The 17564-nt window shown below is 42.3% G+C and carries 10 protein-coding genes; all 10 read left to right on the plus strand.

All coding sequences use genetic code 11. From position 1 onward, the window contains the following. The first annotated feature begins 59 nt into the window (after positions 1 to 59). The 10 genes from T501_RS03310 to T501_RS03360 all read left to right on the plus strand — a co-directional run bounded on the left by T501_RS03310 (position 60) and on the right by T501_RS03360 (position 17558). Positions 60 to 1895: a L,D-transpeptidase family protein gene (locus T501_RS03310; RefSeq protein WP_050008104.1), complete on the plus strand. Its 1836-nt coding sequence runs from the start codon at positions 60 to 62 to the stop codon at positions 1893 to 1895. Positions 1896 to 2223: 328 nt separating this feature from the next. Continuing rightward, positions 2224 to 3639 (plus strand): sensor domain-containing diguanylate cyclase, encoded by a 1416-nt coding sequence (locus T501_RS19920; protein WP_050008105.1) that lies wholly within the window; start codon positions 2224 to 2226, stop codon positions 3637 to 3639. Then, entirely contained in the window at positions 3636 to 5534 is a 1899-nt protein-coding gene (locus tag T501_RS03325; protein ID WP_050008106.1) for a peptide ABC transporter substrate-binding protein, read from the plus strand. The genes T501_RS19920 and T501_RS03325 overlap by 4 nt, the downstream gene beginning before the upstream one ends. A 20-nt stretch (positions 5535 to 5554) precedes the next feature. Then, entirely contained in the window at positions 5555 to 6505 is a 951-nt protein-coding gene (locus T501_RS03330) for an ArsR/SmtB family transcription factor (RefSeq protein ID WP_044913312.1), read from the plus strand. Between the two features lie 300 nt (positions 6506 to 6805). Then, entirely contained in the window at positions 6806 to 8599 is a 1794-nt protein-coding gene (locus tag T501_RS03335) for a glycoside hydrolase family 2 protein (RefSeq protein ID WP_044913313.1), read from the plus strand. Between the two features lie 353 nt (positions 8600 to 8952). After that, the gene (locus T501_RS03340) at positions 8953 to 10110 is read left to right on the plus strand and encodes an MFS transporter (protein ID WP_044913314.1); all 1158 of its coding nucleotides are present in this window, start codon (positions 8953 to 8955) and stop codon (positions 10108 to 10110) included. 1 nt (position 10111) lies between these two features. Further along, complete coding sequence (locus tag T501_RS03345; protein ID WP_044913315.1) at positions 10112 to 13231, plus strand: alpha-mannosidase; 3120 nt, start codon at positions 10112 to 10114, stop codon at positions 13229 to 13231. A gap of 203 nt (positions 13232 to 13434) precedes the next feature. Beyond that, the gene (locus T501_RS03350; protein ID WP_026510249.1) at positions 13435 to 15447 is read left to right on the plus strand and encodes an ABC transporter substrate-binding protein; all 2013 of its coding nucleotides are present in this window, start codon (positions 13435 to 13437) and stop codon (positions 15445 to 15447) included. 203 nt (positions 15448 to 15650) lie between these two features. Further along, positions 15651 to 16649 carry an ABC transporter permease gene (locus T501_RS03355; RefSeq protein WP_044913316.1) on the plus strand — a complete coding sequence of 333 codons (999 nt, stop codon included), beginning with the start codon at positions 15651 to 15653 and terminating at the stop codon, positions 16647 to 16649. Between the two features lie 72 nt (positions 16650 to 16721). Then, entirely contained in the window at positions 16722 to 17558 is an 837-nt protein-coding gene (locus T501_RS03360; protein ID WP_044913317.1) for an ABC transporter permease, read from the plus strand. Positions 17559 to 17564: the final 6 nt, after the last annotated feature.

Below are 17564 nucleotides of genomic sequence, written 5' to 3' on the forward strand. Positions count from 1 at the left end.
TGAATTGAGGAGTTTGTTTTTATAGAGGGGTTCGGGGGCTTCCCCGATTATGAAAAAATATGAGTAAAGTTAAGACAAGAGGCAACATGGCAGGCTTTGTCATCGGAGCTGTAATTCTGGTTCTGGTGGCTGTTTATGTAGGAATATCAGTATATTTTATGAGTCATTTCTCATTTAATACTTATGTTAATGATATTCCTTCTTATAAACTGACTGCAGCTGATATTGAAAAGATTGTAACAGACGGAGTAAAACAGTATTCCCTTACAGTTCATGCCAGAGGTGATATTACTGATGTCATCAGTTCAGATGATATCAGTCTTTCTCTCAGGATGGACGGGCAGTTTGAGGATGCACTCAAAAAGCAGAATCCGTTTCTATGGCCGAAGTATCTTTTTACTGAGACTCATCTTACGACGGATAATATTGTTGTTTATTCCAAGGATGTTGTAGAGGCTAAGATAGCTGCACTTGATCTTTTTTCACCGGCCAATGTCATAGAGCCTGTGGATGCTTATATTCCAGAGGAATCAGGTGAAGACGGATTTTACATTGTACCCGAGGATTATGGGCAGACACCGATAATGGAAAGCGTTTCTGAAAAGATATGTGCTGCTCTGGACGTTCTTGACAGTGAAGTAACAATCGATGATGAATGCTATAAGGTTCCTGAGATATACTCAGATAATGCTGAGCTGGTTGCATTTTGTAACAATTTAAATACCTACTGTAAGGCATCAATTACCTATGAGTTTGGTGCTGATACTGTTGTGGTAGATGGCACTAAGATCAAGGAATGGTGTAATATAAACGGCACAGAGGTAAGCCTTGATGAGGAAAAAGTCAGAGACTTTGTAAATAGTATGGCAAGGCAGTATGACACTTTCGGAAAAGACCGGACAATCACTTCTCACAGCGGAGAGCAGGTTACTGTAACAGGCGGTGATTATGGCTGGTGGATGGATAGGGCAACTGAGACATCAGAACTTATCGCTGCAATCAAAAATGGAGAAAAAGGAGTAAGAACTCCTGTCTATTTTGGAACGGCTGCTCAGTACGGCGAGAACGACTGGGGGAATTCCTATGTCGAGATTGATCTTTCGGCACAGCATCTTTGGGTATATCAGGATGGTGCGATGGTTATTGATTCTGATTTTGTCTCAGGCTGCGTTAATAAGAAGAGAGCGACGCCCAGAGGCTCCTATGCCATCACATATAAGGAGAGAGATGCTACCCTTGTCGGAGAGAACTACGAATCAGCAGTAAAATACTGGATGCCCTTTAATGGCAACGTGGGTATGCATGATGCGAGCTGGAGATCCAATTTTGGAGGTTATGACTACATTCTCAATGGTTCACATGGATGTGTAAATCTTCCTACAGCCAAGGCAGAACAGATTTACGAAACAGTTACTAAAGGAGAAGCTGTTTTTGTATACGGCGGACTAACGGATCCTGTCCCTGTCGTGGAACAGGAGATTGTTAATCCGGAAACCGGTGAAGTTACGATAAAAAGAGTTCCTGTGATTAACGGAAAAATAGCAGGAACAGATACTCCGGTACAGACTACATCACCTGCGGAGACAGCACCGGCAGCAGAAGGTCAGGCACCTGCTGCGGAGACAACACCAGCAGCGGAAGGTCAGGCACCTGCTGCGGAGACAACACCTGCGGCAGAAGGTCAGGCACCTGCTGCGGAGACAACACCTGCGGCAGAAGGTCAGGCGCCCGCAGCGGAGACAGCACCAGCAGCAGAAGGTCAGGCACCAGCTGCGGAGACAACACCAGCAGCAGAAGAGCAGGCGCCCGCAGCGGAGACAGCACCAGCAGCAGAAGAGCAGGCGCCCGCAGCGGAGACAGCACCAGCAGCAGAAGAGCAGGCGCCCGCAGAATAGTCATCCCCGGAAACAGAAGTCTAAGTCAGGCTGTCACACTATTATTTAGTGTGACAGCCTGTTTTTCTGTACTCCATAGTGGCGATTTGTGTACATCTTTCAGTAAATCTAATTACTTCCGATAATCCATATTTAATAAATAAATTCATAAAAAAACTATAAATTCAATGTCGCTGAAGGCATTAGATTTAGATTTTTACTGATAATTCTTAATTCTTAAATAATATATTCCCGTTTATTTTATAGTTTGTATATATTGCGATGCTATAATCAAGCTAGTTAAGTTTACCCTTTTTTATTTATGTGATTAAGTGAGAACTTAAATAGAATGAGGAATAAGGAACAGGATAGTTATAAAAAGTATAGCTTGATTGCTACAATTCTGATGGTTGTATGTATCAGTATTTTTTCTGCTATCTACGTTATTGTAATTTACGGATACACCTACGATCAGAGCTTTATGAAGCTTAAGAGCGCAACAGAGGAAACCATCGATTCAATCGAGGGTGAGTTTCGTGCGGACAGAAATATGCTTCGAATTATAGCTAATATCATATCGTCTTCAGATGATTCACTACATGCACTAAGTGTAAATACATACCTGAATATGTATGATGTGAACTCGCTTATTTCTGATATTGCCATCCTCACATCTGACAATAAAGTCATTAGAATCAGTGGCATGGATCTGGACTCGGAGGGAGTCCTTGATTTTGATGAGATTAAAACCCGTGGAGAGCATATTTCCACGCTTCTTAAGGATCTGGAAAAAGAAGGAGTATATGACTTAAGAAGCTTTGTACCAATTAGAAGAAATGATGAGACTATTGCATTTTTGTATGGAACTACAACTCCGGAAGACATCCTGAATGCATGGGTTCCTGAGATTTATGACGGACATGCCACAGTAAGTGTGATAGAGAGAAGCAGTGGAATTTTCCTCATAGATGGAGCCGGCAGAATGAATAAAAACCTTGCTGACGTGGATATAAATGTTACGAGCATAAGTGTTGATGATACACTGAAAAATGCTATTTTAAGTGGGCGAAGAGGCTATGCCATAGGTAAAGACAATGAGACAGGTATCACGAAGTACTATTGTTTTTTGCCTATGAGGCTGGCAGATTGGGAGATGGTTGTAAGCGTATCCGAGGAAGATGTTTTTGCTCAGGTTAAGCCCATGAGAGTATATCTGTATGCTTACCTTTTGGTGGTTATTGCGACACTTGTAGGATATCTGCTGTTCCTTCTTAGAATAACCCATGGATCCCTTGTAGGAATTGAAAGAAGAGCCAATATGGATGCCCTTACGGGATTGCAAAACAGAAACCGGTACGAATACTTTTGCCAGCATCTGCAGCAGGGAACAGATGGCCTTGCATGCATTTATTTTGATGTAAACGGGCTGCATGAAATTAATAACACTATGGGACATATTGCAGGCGATGCGATGCTTAAGACCGTAGCCAGGATAATCAGTGAAGAATTTGGCGAAGCTAATACTTACAGAATCGGCGGAGACGAGTTTGTGGCGTTTCGCTACGAGAGAGAAGAGGAAAATGTAAGAAAAGACCTTAGGAAGGTAGAGAAGGAAATCGAGGAGAAGGGATATCATGTTGCCAGCGGCCTTGCTATGGCTACACCTGATAAAAAGCTAGCGGTTGTAATTAAGACTGCTGAGGAGGAAATGTACGACAACAAGCGTAAATACTATGAATCCATAGGAAAGGAGATGAGAGGATGAGCAGGAGACTAGGTGTTATTCTTGGCTTTTTTTTCATCCATATGGTGATTCTTTCCGGGTGTGGATCCAAGCTGCCGGATATCGAAAATCATGTTTTTGAGGAAGCTTTTAAGGATGATGCACAGGTTTTCAGGACTCTGTATTCATCCGAAGTGCAGGATCTTCATTATTTGAGAACAATCTCAGCGGTTGATACTGCTATTACGGCAAATATAGTTGATGCTCTTGTGGATTATGATTCCAAGGGTAATATTATCCCCGGGCTTGCAAAAAGCTGGGAGTCTAACGATGATGCCACAGAATGGACTTTTCATCTGAGAAACGGGATAAAATGGGTTGACTGTGAAGGAGAATATTACGCAGATGTGGTAGCAGATGACTTTGTTACTGCAGCTGAATATGTTAATAATGCAGCAAATGGCTGCGACTGTCAGTACATGTATTCCACCGGATCCGTTGTTTTAAATGCTCAGGAGTACTATGATTACACATCATATCTGATTTCTCCTGACAGTTTTAGTGAAGCTCCTAAGAAGGTCGAGGCGTCGGAGCTTGGGGTCATAGCGCTTGATAGTAAAACTCTTGTCTACAAGCTGGAACGACCCTGTACATTTTTCCCAAGCGTTTTGTCATATACATCATATCTTCCCATATGCAGAAAGTATTTAAATGAAGTCGGCAGTATGTTTGCAAGAAGCAATAAAAATTTGCTCTATAACGGTGCCTATATCCTGGAATACTATCAGCCCCACGAAAAGCAGATTCTTGTAAAAAATCCTTATTATTGGGATTCTGATCATGTATATATAGACAGGATTGAGAATTACTATGACACAGAGAGCGTTTCTATTGCTCCTGAGCAATATATGGAAGGTAACATTGATAAAGCTGTCGTAAGTCCTGATAAATTGGACGAATATATGGAAAATCCGCAGATCATGGATGAAATTCATCATTCAAGACCGGATGTTTCTTTTACATATTTCTATGCATTTAATTTTGCTCCTAATTTTGATTCCAAGTATCAGCCTGAGAACTGGTCTAAAGCTGTCGTAAACAGTTACTTTAGAAAAGCGATAATGGCATCAATCAATAAGAGTGAAATAATGAAAATATACGAGCCCTATAATCCTGAAAGTCTCGTAAACAACACATTCACGCCTCAGGGAGTGTTGTCGATAAATGAAATTGATTATACTTCTATGGGCGGTCTGGAAGCCATAAAGGAGAGGGACAGCTATAATCCTATATTGGCTAAAAAGTATGCAAAAGTTGCCAGGCAGGATTTATCCAACGAAGGAGTTATGTTTCCTGTAAAGGTTCTCATGCCCTACAATCCCAATGTGAAAGGCTGGCAGGAAGAGGCTTATCTTATAGAAAAACAGATAGAGTCTACTCTGGGAAAAGACTTTATAGATATCAATGTCCAGGTTGGAGGTGATACGGGATATCTTATAGGGGCCAGAAGAAGTGGAAAATATGCCTTTATGAAATGCAGATGGGGAGCTGATTATGAGGATCCACAGACCTGGACAGAACCCTTTATGGATGATGGCGAGTATATGTTCTGGCATTTGACTGACAATAGTAATATAATGAAAATCCGTGAAGAATGGAATGCCCGAATTGACGAAGCTTCCAGGATCACCTCGGATATTGAAAAAAGAATGGAAACCTTTGCACAGGCAGAGGAGATTATACTGAAAAACACAATTGTAATACCATTATCCATAATGAATGGTGAGGGGTATGTCATGTCAAAGCTCAATGATTTTGAGGGCGAATATGCACCCTATGGAATGGCAAATCAGCGATATAAGAATTATAAGCTCCATGAAGATTCAATGAATATCGAGGAGTATGAAGCTGAGTATAAAAAGTGGTTAGTGCACTAAAAACAGACAGGAAAAATCTGATGGCTAAAAATATTTATCTTAACCTGGGAAAACCCGACGAATTAACCGCTGTCGGAAGAGCGTTGTCGGTACCAATAAGAGCCCGCATACTTTCTATTATTTCAAAGGAACCGCTAAGCATAGCAGATATCGCAAGGCAGCTTAATATTCCCGCATCCAGTTGTGCAGCACATGTTAAAGCGTTGCAGGAAGCCAGCCTTGTGAGGATAGAGCAGGTTCCCGGGACCCGGGGAAGTGTAAAAATGTGCAGACGAAGCGTTGACAGGATCGATATCAGGCTGGTGGAACCAACCGGAAATGTTGATGATGTCATCAGGATTGAGATGCCTATAGGTGCCTATACGGACTGCCAGGTGTTTGAGACCTGCGGACTTGCAGATGAGAATGGCCTTATAAGTATGGATGACCGGGAGGAAAACTTTTATCTTCCTGAAAGGACGAGAGCCAAAATACTTTGGACATCAAAAGGCTATATAGAGTACTCTTTTCCTAATCAGATTTTCTCACTTCCGTTTAAAGCAAGGCTTAACAGGATATCCGTCTCTGCTGAGATGTGCTCAGAGGCACCGGGATTTAACCCTGACTGGAAATCAGATATCACGCTCTGGATAAACGGAGTCGAGTGTGGAACCTGGACCTGCAGGGGGGATTATGGTGAGAGGAAAGGACTTAATAATCCTGACTACTGGAGTAGCGGAAGAACCCAATATGGTGAGCTTACCATTTGGGAGATAACAAGGAAAGGCGCTTATATAAATAATAACAAGGTTGGCGCGCTCACCATTGATGAGCTTGGCATAATGGATTCCCACAGAATCAATGTGAGAATCGGAAATAAAGAAGATGCCAAAAATGTTGGCGGATTTAACCTTTTTGGTAAAGAGTTCGGAGATTATAAACAGGATATAGTTATGGGACTTGCATATGAATATGCAGGTGGGAAACATTAGAACACAGAGAATGTCGCTTGCGACATTCTTTTTGTATGTACGGAAAAAAATCACGGTATTTAAACAAAAATCATGTTTAAATACCCCGAAAACGTTAAAATTCTGCATGTTTAAACAATATCTTCGTTGAATGAATCACCGCATTTTTCTATAGTTTAGATAGGGCTTTCCGGTATCAGTATCAAAACGAAATTAGTAAGAGGAGCATCGCTCAGGAAAAAAATGAGTGGGTTACGATACTGGTGACAGACCGGATTGAGTCACATAAAAACATTTATTTATAGATGAGGAGAACGAGTGATGAATAGCTATATAAAAGATTATCCAAGGCCGCAGCTTGTAAGAAGTGATTGGATTAACTTAAACGGACCCTGGGATTTTGCCTTTGACGATGATAACTGTGGTGAGAAACATGGGTGGACGAAGGGCTTTGATGCCGATTATGAGATAAATGTACCTTTTACCTATGAAACAAAAATGAGCGGAATAGGAATAGAGGAAGCTCACGAGCATGTGTGGTATCACAGAGAGCTTAATCTGACAAAAAAGGAACAGAAGAGATACATCATTCACCTGGAGGGGAGTGATTACAATTCCAGAATCTGGGTGAACGGGAAGTATGCAGGATCCCATAAGGGGGCGTATGAGCGTGCAAGCTTTGATGTCACTGAGCTCTTGAATGATGGAAACAATAATATAGTAATTTCTGTGTCGGATTCAAATAGCATAAGGCAGCCAAGGGGCAAGCAGCGCTGGATCAAAAACAACTTTGGCTGCTGGTATGTGCAGACCACCGGAATATGGAAAACCGTATGGCTTGAGGAGATTCCGGAGAAGCATATAAAGAGTATCAAGCTCACTCCTGACCTTGATAATGCAAGCATTATTATTCAGGCAGAATTCGGGAATATTCCGGTTTCTGTATTTGAAGATGAAGATAAGCCATATTCACTGTCAGGAGAAATATCCTTTAGCGGCGCTAAAATCAAGGAGTTTACTTCATCAATAAGCAGTGACCATTTGAAGGTAGTAATTAAGCTCTCCGATTACGCCGAGGCTGAGTGGGGAATACACGCCTGGACTCCTGAAAATCCCGAACTGTATGATCTTTCACTGACCCTGAAAGAAAATGGAGAGGACATTGATACTGTACTATCCTATTTTGGAATGCGAAGTATCAGTACAGAAAACGGGCAGGTTTTGTTAAATGGGACGCCTCTTTACCAAAGGCTTATCCTGGATCAGGGCTATTGGAAGGATTCCCACCTTACACCTCCAGGCGAAGAGGCTCTTATAGAGGATATAGATAAGATAAAGGAGCTTGGCTTTAACGGATTAAGAAAACACATGAAAATTGAGGATGAGAGATTCCTTTATTGGTGTGACGTTAAGGGAATGCTTGTGTGGAGTGAAATGGCAGCCTGTTATGACTTTGATGATGAAGCAATAAGTGCGTTTACGGATGAGTGGAAGGCTGTGGTTATGCAGAACTACAATCATCCCTGCATCATTACCTGGACACCTTTTAATGAATCCTGGGGAGTCTCTGACATCAGGATAAACGAAAGGCAGCAGGACTTCACAAAAGCCATATACTTTATGACTAAAGTCATCGATCCCATGCGCCCTGTTATAACCAATGACGGCTGGGAGCACACTGTTTCTGATGTTTTGACTCTCCATGATTATGAGGAGGACGGAGCTGTATTTGCTGAGCGTTATACCACAAAAAAAGATGAAATACTGAGTGGAACCTTTGCCCATAGCAAATATAAGAATGCCTTTGCAAAGGGATATACCTATACCGGTCAGCCGGTCATAATCAGTGAATATGGCGGCATTGCGTTCAACACATCAAAAGAAGACGAGTGGGGGTATGGAAATACCGTAGCTTCAGAGGATGAGTTTGTCGAGAGATACAGACGCATAACGGATGCGATATTAGACATTCCATATATTGTGGGCTTTTGCTATACGCAGGTCAGTGACGTGCAGCAGGAGGTCAACGGACTCATGACTATGGACAGAGAGTTCAAGGTTGATCCTGGAAAAATAAGGGCAATAAATGAGCGTGCCACATCTTTTCATAAGTAGATGACTACGACTTTTTGAATTGACAATGATATGGAAAATCTTGTGATACAACATGCCAATTTTTTATATTAATTGCCAATATATTTCATTTATGCCAAAAAAGATTGATGCTAATATCTAAGAAACCAATCAAAGGATAATAAAGTAATCATTTGATAGAATCGGGCTAAATGGAAACGATTTTTGCAGGCTAATCACCGTAAGCACGAATTTATGGGGACTTGCGGTATCTGACAGTTATAAAGCAAGGTGCCGTTCAAGAATGCGAAACATGATTGTGAACGGTACCGGTAGCAGACCGTAGTGAGTCTGATAAAAGGATTGGTTATAGATGTGGAGGAGTAGGGGATGCTATGAAAAAAGGTCATTTATTTCTGATCAATTCATTCATGTACATTGCCTGCGCGATATACATTCCCTTTTTGAATCTCTATTACAGACAAAACGGAATCACTTCTACCCAGATAGGAATTCTGGGAATGCTGGCCTGTGTCTCATCTTTGTTTATTCAGCCCCTGTGGGCGAAGAGAGTTGATGATACGGGAAAGGCGAAAAAGTATGCAGTGCTGATCGTATTGGGGACAGCTTTGGCACTGCAGACTTATTATCTTGGTACAAGTTTTGCCAGCTTTTTCTTTGCAGCATCATTCCTGGCGGTGTTTTCGACAACCATAATACCGCTGACAGATACCATAACACTGAGGAATGCTGCAAGATACGGCCATAGCTTTTCAATAATAAGACTTGGCGGGACCATTGGATATGCCATTGCAGTATATCTGTTTGGTATTTATCTGAAGGGAAGACCTGAGAGGTCCTTTGCAATAGCAGGGATAGCGTACCTTATAATGGCAGCTCTGCTCATAGGGCTTCCGGCACATGAAAACAGCCTGCCGATAGCTGCCCGGCATACTAAGAAGCAATTTCGCATATCTGAAATTTATAAGGACAATACCGTATGGCTGTTGCTGGTTCTGGCATTCTTTTTCCAGCTGGGAGCGAGCTTTTACAATGGCTTTATCACAGTTTTTGCAGCGGATAGAGGAATGGGCGAATCAGGAGTTGGACTTTTGCAAAGTATTTCAGCACTGAGTGAAATACCGATACTTCTGAGTTTTGGACTTATACCCAAAAAGGCCAGAGGTCTAAAACTCCTTTCCCTTGTGACAGTGCTTATGGGACTAAGGCTTCTCATAGCATCGATAGGAGTATTGCCTGCATTTCTTGTATCCCAGTCAATGAACGGACCAAGTGGAATGATATTTTATCTCGTCTGCATGGAATATATCTTCAGTCATGTTAAAAGCGGGAAAGAAACTGAGGGACAGAGCGTTCTTTACATAGTTCAGGCAGGCGCAGCAAGCATTCTGGGTAATCTTGCCGGAGGCGTTGCAATTGATGTACTGGGAATAGAAAAGGCGTTTGCATCATTAGGAATAATAGTAGCCTTAAGCGCGGTGATAATACTTTTATCACTCATGTTCAAGGCAAAAGACAGGGGAGGACATTGAGATGAATGTTATGCATTCAGAATGGAGAGGCAGAATATCTCATTGGGTGCGGACTTTAAAGGACGACTTCTATACGCCTCTTGGAGAGATTAAATGGGAAGCAGCAAGAACCATGGAGGAGCTATCTTTTGATGATCTTGGCTCTTTGAATTTTAGCAAGGTGAAACCCGGATTTACCTGGGGAAATGTCTGGGAATACTGCTGGTTTAGAGGCAAGGTTGCACTTCCAAAGGAGGCTGAAGGAAAACGAATAGTATTAAAGCTTAATCCCGGAGGAGAGAGCACTCTTTTTGTAAACGGGAAAAGCTTCGGAACCCACCGGGCAGAATGGGTATGGGTGCCGCATCATTACATAGAGGATAATGCGCTTACTATTTGCGGAAAAGAAGGGCAGGAATTTGAAATCCTGATGGAAACCTATGCAGGACATTATTATCCTGAGGCTCCGACAGGGGGCTGTGCTACAGGACCTGTTCTTCCGGGAAGCTATGAGGATCCTCTAAAGGAGGGCGAGAGAAGGACTCTTGGACTTTGCACCTATGGCATCTGGGATGAGGATGCATATCAGCTTTATATGGATGTTGATACATTGCAGCAGCTCCTTGATACGCTTGATCAGTCATCTCTTAGGGCTTCCAAAATAGCAGAGGCACTGGAAAAATTCACATTAGTAGTTGATTTTGAGCAGGATAAGGAAAAGAGGCAGCAGAGCTACAGGGAAGCCAGAGAAGTGCTAAGGCCTGTCCTGGAAGCGGAAAATGGCAGTACGATGCCAACCTACTATGCAGTGGGCAATTCGCATCTTGATCTTGCATGGCTATGGCCCATGGCTGAAACCTACAGAAAGACAGCAAGAACTTTTGCGGCACAGCTAAGGCTCATAGAGCAGTACCCTGAATATAAATACATTCAAAGTCAGCCGGCTGCATACGAGATGGTAAAAGAGTATTATCCCGAACTGTTCGAAAGAATAAAGGAAGCTATAAAAGGCGGCCAGTGGATTGCTGAAGGAGCAATGTGGGTTGAACCCGATACCAATATGGCAGGTGGTGAAGCTCTTATCAGACAGCTATTGTATGGAAAGAAATATTACAAAGAAGAACTCGGAGTAGACAGTATAGTTTTGTGGCTTCCGGATACATTCGGATACACAGCAGCACTTCCGCAGATACTTAATGGATGCGGAGTAAAGTATCTTGTTACTCAGAAAATCTTCTGGTCATATAACGAGGGCGATATCTTCCCATATCATTACTTCACCTGGGAAGGAATGGATGGCTCGAAAATAACAGCTTTTTTGCCCACAAGCTATACCTACAGAACAGACCCTTCACAGCTTGATGAAGTGTGGAAGGGAAGAAGCCAGGTGAGGGATCTTGATGCATTTCTTTTACCCTTTGGCTATGGTGACGGAGGCGGCGGACCAAGCAGAGACTACCTTGAATATGCCAAAAGAGAAAGTAATCTCGAAGGGGCACCAAAGGTCAAACTGGCAGGACCTGTAGAGTTTTTTGAGGACATGGAGAAAAAGGGAGGGCCGGTAAATACCTACACCGGAGAACTTTATTTCTCAGCTCACAGAGGAACTTATACCTCACAGGCTAAGGTTAAGAATAATAACAGACGCGCAGAGCTTGCTCTAAGAGATATGGAAATATTGGGCGCGGCAGCTCTTGTAAACGGAGCTTCCTATGACACTAAGGAAGCAGAAATCTTCTGGAGAGAGCTTTTACTTCATCAGTTCCATGACATACTTCCGGGCTCAGGAATACAGAGAATATATATTGAGTCCAATGAACGGATGGAAAAACTGATTGAAAAAGTAAGAAGCAATACAGAAAACTTTGCTGCAGCTGTTTGTAAGGAATCAGATGAAGCCGTAACAGTATTTAATTCATTATCTTTTGAGACCACAAGTCTCATAGAACTGCCAAAGCAGTTTGAACACGGAGCATCCTGTGATAATGGGGAAATAGTTCCGGTTCAGGTAGAAAATGGCAAGGTTATGGCACTTGTAAAGCTTCCTTCACTTGGTGCGGTTACTCTTATACCGGCTGAGGGTAATAGCTGCAGGGACATTGCAACAGCAACAAAGGAAGGCAATGAGTTCATCCTTGAAAATAAGAAGGTAAGAGCTTCGATAAACGAAAAAGGTGAAGTGACAAGCTTTAAATTAAAAGCCCCAGATACTGAGTTTGTAAGCGGAATCTCCAATCGTTTCCATATGTATAAGGATGTACCGAGATTATTTGATGCATGGGATATAGATTCAAATTATAAGCTTCAGGAGATAGAGGGAGTACGTAACACAAAGCTGGAAATAATAAGTGATTCGGGTCTTAAAGCAGCGGTTATGGTCACAGGTGAAATAGGGAATTCCACATTCAGGCAGGTGATATCCCTTAGATGCGATCTTGACAGAATAGAGTTTGAAACCGATGTCGAGTGGAATGAACTGCACAGACTCTTAAAGACAGAATTTGCCACAAACATTTACGCAACTGAAGGCATAAACGAGATGCAGTTTGGATATGTAAAGCGTCCGACCCACAGATCAAGGGCATATGAAAAGGACAGATTTGAAGTATGCAATCACAGATATTCAGCTCTCGAGGATGGAGGAAGAGGAGCAGCAGTATTAAATGACAGTAAGTATGGAATAAGCATGAACGGAAGCTCTTTGGAGCTTACCCTTTTGAGAGCTGCAGCATCTCCTGAGATGAGAGCAGATAATGGACATCATCACTTTACATATGCTTTTACAGCCTGGGAAGGCACTTTTGCAGACAGCGATGTGATCCGCGAAGGATATGAGCTTAATGTAAGTCCACTGATTACAGCAGGACATGCAGAGAGATTCTCAATGGCGCAGGTTGATAAAAAGAACATCTTTATTGATACGGTAAAACCTGCTGAAGACGGAAGCGGAGACCTGATACTCAGATTATATGAGGCAGCAGGGGCAGCAACAAAAGCGAAGGTTACAACAGACTTCAGGGGAGCAGCATACAACTGCAATATGCTTGAAGAAGATAAAAAAGAAATCAGCTTTGATGAAGGAATTCTTGAACTTGAATTTAGGGGATTTGAAGTTAAGACAATAAGAATTTCATTAGACTAAAAGAGTTAATTAAAAGCTGACCTTAATGGACTTCCCGGATGTGTCCGGATTGCAGGCTCCAAGGTGATGAGCTTGCACAGACATTGGGAAGAAGCTGGTACCTATCTGTGACAAGGGATAAATAAAAAAGGGAGGAGGCTTATAAGGGGAAAAATCTTTTGTACAGATCAGATATGACAATTTAGAGGAGGTATGACAATTATATGAGAAAGAAATTGGTTTCCATTTTAATGGCATCTGTGATGACTTTTTCACTCATGGCATGTGGTGGTGGTTCAGCTCCTGCAGGGACAGGTGGAGATACCGGAACATCTGCAGGTACATCAACTGACACTTCCGCTTCAGAGCAGACAGATGCGACTGCTGCAGAAAGTACAGATACATCTGACAGTAATGCTGAGTCAGCTCCCAGTGGAGAAATGACAGAAGTAGGAACACCGCGTAACGAGACACTAATTGTTGAAACACAGTCACCTACAGATGTTCCCGGACAGTTCAACACTTATATGCAGGGAACACAGGCAGGCTTTGGTATACATCAGCTTATGTCAGCTATGATGTGGGAAATGGACACTGCAAAGGGTGAGCAGTTTGGTGAAGTTGCAGATGGCATGCCGGAGTCGAATGAGGACTTTACAGAGCATACCGTAAAGATCAGACAGGGTATCAAGTGGTCAGATGGTGTGGATCTTACAGCTAAGGATGTGGCATTCACATTTAACATGATTATGAACACTCCCGGCATTGCAGCAAGTGATTACTACAACTCAATATTTGAATCTGTTGAAGCAACAGATGACTATACCGTAAAGATTAAGACTAAGGAATCTTTCCCGAGACTTGCACTTAAGATGGGTGTTACCATCTGGGGAAATGACCTTCGTATCGTTCCTGAGCATATCTATTCACAGGTTGACGATCCTTCAACCTTCAAGGATGAAAATCCTGTAGTTGCAGGTCCTTATACAGTTAAGTCCTATGATCCTCTTGGAAAATGGATTCTGTATGAGCGCCGTGAGGATTGGGAGAACACCACAGTAGGCGTAGTAACAGGAAAACAGTGCCCGGCAAAATATGTATGGATTCGTTATCTTGGCGATGACACAACTCGTCAGATGGCTATGATCCAGAATGAAGTTGATATCCTCTGCGAAGTTACTCCTGAGATTCTTCAGACTATGATGAGCTCAAATGATAAGATTTCAGCATGGTATAACGAATTCCCTTATGCTACAAGTGATGACCCCTGCTCTAAGGGCCTTGCTTTCTCAGAAGGACAGGGAGCTCCTTATGACAGCGCAGATTTCCGTTGGGGTATTGCACTTGCCATGAACTTTGATGAGATTTCAATGAACGTCTTTGACGGTGCCGGAAGGTCATCACCGTTCGGTATCCTTTGCAATACATCAGCTTTCCAGGAACTTTATGGAAAACCGCTTGAAGGATGGCTTAAGGATTTCGAGCTTGATCTTGGCGATGGAACCACAGTAAAGCCTTGGGATTCAGAATATAAGAATCGTATGGCTGAGAAACTTGGTATCACAGGCGATGATGCATATCTTGAAGATATGTTCGGTATGGGATGCATTAAGTATGACCCTGAAGCTGCAACAAAGCTTCTTACTAAAGCCGGCCTCGAGAAGAAGGATGATGGCTGGTACTTTAACGGTGAGCCTTTCACAATCAATCTTACTTACCTTGCAGACACAGAAGCGCAGGCAGGACGTGGCGTGCAGGCAGCATATGACCAGCTCACAAAGTTTGGTTTGAACTGCAACATTTCTTCTGAGTCATCTGCAACATGGGATGCAAATGGTGGAACAGGTAACTTTGAAATTGCAGGCTACTGGCCTACAGGTTTCATAACAAAGGACATCTACTCACAGATTAACGGCTGGGATGCTGATCTTATCACTCCTCTTGGAGAGATAGGCTCAGGTCAGGGTTCAAGATGGAACAATAAGGAAGCTACAGAGATTATTCACAAGCTTGCAAAAGTTTCTCCTGATTCTGATGAAGCATATGAGCTGGCAACTGACTTTATAAAGGTTCAGTTTACAGAGATGCCTTTCGTTTCTTTCCATTCAGGTGTTAAGTTTGTTCCTACAAATGCAACATATTGGGGCAACTATCCTAATGCAGATAATGCTTACAATGGACCATGGTGGTGGTGGAGCTGCTTTAAGTATATTCTTGCTGAATTCACTCCTCAGTAATATGGCAGCTTGGTTTATATTTTAGATTCTTGTTTTTCTAAGGAAATTCAGGGAAATGTTAAATTCGTATCTTGAGATTATCTCAAAAGCGAATGAAGATCGGGAGGCCGGATGGATATGTAGGGGTATCCATCCGGTGCAACCCACAACTATTAGTAATATATAAAGCAGATGCAGAAAACTAGTTAAAGGTTGGTGGTTTTGTGAAATTCAGGACATATTTCTTAAAACGTCTTTTGACGTGGGCGCTGACCATATGGATTGGCGTTACATTTATATTTTTTATACCCAGAATGTTCCCCTCTGACCCCGTAGAATCCATGATAGGACAGATATCTGCCCGCTCGGGTTCAATGGATCCTGTTCAGATGGAGTCTCTTAGAAGGTCACTCAGAGTCCAGTTCGGACTTGAAGGATCTTTGATGGAACAATATACAACATTCCTTTGGAAAGGACTTTTACATTTTGACTTTGGACCTTCTCTTATGAGTTATCCTGAGTCAGCAGGTAATATTATTTCGACTTACCTGCCTTATACTGTAGGACTCTCCATGACCGCTACTTTGCTGGCATGGATAATAGGTAATATCATAGGTCTTTTGGCAGGGTTCAGGAAAAACAAAAAATCATCGAAAATTCTGGAGGGCATTGCTATTTGCATATACCCTATCCCATATTTCATAGTTGCACTTGTTTTGCAGATTTTCTTTGCATATGTTTTGGGATGGTTCCCTCTTACAACTACTATAAATAGTTTTCAGGGATTTGCAGTATTTTTTGCTTCACTGATAAAATCCTCAATCCTTCCTGCAATATCTCTGTTACTTGTCGGAACAGGCTGGTGGATCATATCCATGAAATCTCTTGCAGCAACAACATCAGAGGAAGATTACGTACTCTATGCCCGTTACAGAGGCTTATCAGAGGGAGTAATAGGAACAAAATATGTTCTGAAAAACTCAATTCTTACTCAGGTAACAGCCCTTGCAATGAGTCTTGGTGGTGTGTTTGGCGGTTCAATCATGACAGAGATCATCTTCGGATATCCCGGCGTAGGTACGCTTATCCAGAAGGCTATACTTCAGTCTGATTATAATATGATACTAGGCTGCATAACAATTTCTATTGTAGCTATTGCAACCGCAACACTTATTGTGGATCTGGTATACCCGTTCATCGATCCCAGAATCAGGTATTCTTAGCATCGCACCGACCGACATGGCAGGATTACGAAGTAATCGTGCCGTTACATAATAATAAGAGAAGGATGAAGGATGAAAAAGTTTTGGAAAAATGCTAATTTCGCCCTCCGCTCGGGCTTGATAATAACGTCTATATTTTTGATCATTGGGTTTGTAATTTACCTGATTCCTCATAATGATCCATTTATGTTTAACACTTATGATCCGAAGCTCGGTTCAAGCAGTGAACATCTTTTGGGGACTACCTCAATGGGGCAGGATGCTCTGTGGCTTCTTATTGAAGCTATCCATAATTCACTGGTTATAGGTCTTATCGTTGCCACAATAGGAACCGTTGTTGGAGTTTTTGTGGGACTTCTCTCAGGATTTGCAGGAGGTGCACTGGACAGAATTCTTATGGTTATCACTGATACCTTTGTGGTAATCCCGTCACTTCCTATTTTGATTCTGATGACATCCCTCATGAAGGGAACATCTACGGTTATTCTTATAGCTTTGGTTCTGGCCATGTTTGCATGGGCATGGCCGAGCAGACAGATAAGATCAATGGCGCTTACTCTCAAGGAAAGAGACTTTATACAGACAGCAAGATTTTCAGGGGAGAGCACTATTCAGATAGTTGTGACAGAGATACTTCCCTTTGCACTTACCTGGTCACTTTCAAACTTCATGAATGCGACTTTGAATGCTATTGCTTCTGAATCATCCTTGGCAGTTTTGGGACTTTCACCTGCAAACCTTGTATCCCTTGGAAACATGATACAGTGGGCAAGGGAAAGAAATGCCATATTTAATAAGCAATGGCTCTGGATCGGATCACCGATCGTGGCTACTATCGTGATGTTTATAGGCTTGTTCCTGCTGATCACGGGATATAACGACTATCTGGCAATGAAGAGAGGCAGGTGATTATAA

The sequence above is a fragment of the Butyrivibrio sp. WCE2006 genome, assembly GCF_000701985.1.
Taxonomy (GTDB): Bacteria; Bacillota; Clostridia; order Lachnospirales; family Lachnospiraceae; genus Butyrivibrio.